Source organism: Frankia sp. CcWB2 (genome assembly GCF_977927585.1).
Genome location: NZ_CDWRCM010000087.1, coordinates 3,943 through 6,337, shown reverse-complemented (window position 1 = coordinate 6,337; position 2,395 = coordinate 3,943). Strand labels below are relative to the sequence as shown.

The window sequence follows — 2,395 nt, the reverse complement described above, 5'->3', positions numbered from 1 at the left end:
GGACAACGTCACGTCGCGACCGAAGAAATGTGACTTGTTCGGTAGCTGAACGGTTCGCCAGATGTCCTCCCTGAGCATGATCTTCATCCGAAGATTCACCAGCTCGTCACCGCGCTCGGACAACAGGGACAGCAGTCCCCCCACACTTTCCCGCCGTCGAGTGAGGTCGGCAGGAGTGAGACCGAACCCAGTGTCAAGACCGTCGAAAAGAAGAAATGTGCCCCGGGCAACATCCGCGTCGAGGTCCCGAATCCACTGCCAGCCGACGAGTCCAGCGTCTTCGATGGAAAGCATTTTGCGTACATCTTGGACGAGGTTAAGTTCGTTGTACTGCGACTCGTCCTTGGAGTCACAGGTGAGTCCACCGAACGCGGGCACCGGCCGACGAGGGCGCCCACTGGTCAGCTGGATCACGACCCCGATAAGCAACATCCACGCCGTGCGCCAGTCGTCTCCCCGGTCCGCCAAGACCTCGCCGATGGCTCGGTATGTCCCGCTGGACGGCATCCAGGGTCTTCTCATCGGCAGCCGCGGAGGGCTGGTCACCACGATGTTCCCGTCCGCGGCGAGGCTGCGGAACAGGGTGGTCTTCCCCGTGCCCTTCCGGCCAAGTATCAGGGGCACGTCGTCCCGGGCGGCCCGGCCGACAACTTCTGTGCGTAGGAAGGTCTCCTGGAACTCGTCGTCGGACTGAGCCTCCGCGGTGCCCGTCGAGAAGTGGATCTCAGCCAGGGCACCGGCTTTTGAACCGGGCGGCGGGATGGCCATGGCGGCTGCGCCGTCCCGCTCGGCTGCCGCCGACTGCGGAACGAACCCTGCGATCCACTCCCCGACGGGCGAATAAGCATCGATGCCGGTCTCGGGAACTACGGAATCAGATCCCGCGATGTCCTCGCTGTAACCGAGGACGTGGACAAGCTCGTCAACCTCCGGGAACGCTGGATCCCCGCCTTCGACCACCGCCGGCGAGAGCCATTCCAAGATCCAGCCTGCCGCCCGGTCCTCGTATCGCCGACGAGTCTCCGGAGCGCCCGCGCCCGGAACCGGGCTCACCAGAAAACGGGGCTCAGGAGTGTAGGCCCGCTCGGATCTGGCCGCCAGAAGCGCCCGCGTCAGCGCCCGCGTTCCCACCCGTGCCTGCAGATGCGGGAAGAATGTTACGACAGCTATGTCGACCAGATCGAAGAGAAGAGGTGCCGACAGCGGACTGATCCCGGTCCTTGAATCTATGAGAACAATCTGCGGCGAGATATGGAGGTCACGGACGGCGCCGATGAGCGCGCGGAGTGGATTATTTTCCTCACGGTACCATGCCGCTGGGTCGAGCTGAGCGAGCTGGCGCGCATAATTGGCATCCGGATATCCGGCGGGCAGAAGATAGAGTTCCCGTTCGGGATGAGCACGCAGCAGATGGGCGGTGACATCAGGCATTTCGCCGGCTATGTCCGCCTCCAGTAGAAGCGGAACAACACCCTTTCCTGGCATGACTTCGCGCTCCACGTCGAAGAGTGCGGCAAGACCAGGCGCCTCAAGATCCATATCGAGGCAGAGCATTCGGTGTTCACGGGCTAGCAACAGAGCAGTGTAGGCGAGCGATGTCGATCTTCCGACACCCCCTCTGGAGTCGAAATGAAATAACTTGCGCGTTTCGAACCCTCCACAGGCCTGTGACCTGCGATGATGCTCTCGATCACGTATTTGTTACTTCATTACGTCCCCTCTGAGGGAGTAGAAGGTGGCGATGACCGGCTCGGAAAGGAAGTCGTCCGATCGTGAGGGAAGCCGGACCTCGATCGGCTCGCGCTGACCGCGCGCCAACGAGTCGGGCCACAGCGGGAGTTCCGGTGACGTAGATAGAAGATCTTCCTCGGATGCAGATGCTGCTGCCTCGTCGGGGGTGAGCAGGCTCATGAACGCTATGTCCGCGTCAGGCAGGACGGCCGCGAGTGCGATTTCACGCCGTTCAGGCTGGGAGCGCCCGCTGAAGATCTGCGTGACGACGCGGATCCGATAGCCCCGGAATGGATCCGGCTTTACCGTCACCACTGCCTGTTCGTCGCGCGTGCGGATGCGTGCCAGAACAGCCACCCGCACACGGTCCGCTGTCTCCTGATGCATACTCGGCATGCCGTCACCTCCTTGACCTCGCTCTTCCCGCTGCCACGTCGAAGTGGCCGGCCCAAGACAGGTACCTCAGATACGATCAGAGTAATCGGTTGAGCCGGCGCCCGAGGTACGCGGCGAGCCGCCGGGCCCGCGCAAGCTCCGTGACATAGTCGATACCGGGCCGAAGAACCAGTTCGTATCGCATCTCGACCGAGCGCGCATCGACGTAAGCACAAAGATCCATCGGAAGATCTCCTCGCCGGATTCCGCAGTCGTCGAGTAGCGGTAC

The 2,395-nt window shown here is 62.5% G+C and carries 3 protein-coding genes; all 3 read right to left on the bottom strand.

The features are described 5' to 3' along the window. A partial coding sequence (locus tag ACY45C_RS11200; RefSeq protein WP_462187561.1) for a KGGVGR-motif variant AAA ATPase occupies positions 1–1,698 on the bottom strand: 1,698 nt, incomplete at its 3' end. 3 nt (positions 1,699–1,701) lie between these two features. After that, positions 1,702–2,088 (bottom strand): hypothetical protein, encoded by a 387-nt coding sequence (locus ACY45C_RS11195; protein ID WP_462187553.1) that lies wholly within the window; start codon positions 2,086–2,088, stop codon positions 1,702–1,704. 115 nt (positions 2,089–2,203) lie between these two features. Next, positions 2,204–2,395: hypothetical protein (locus ACY45C_RS11190; protein WP_462187552.1), on the bottom strand; the 192-nt coding region annotated here is incomplete at its 5' end.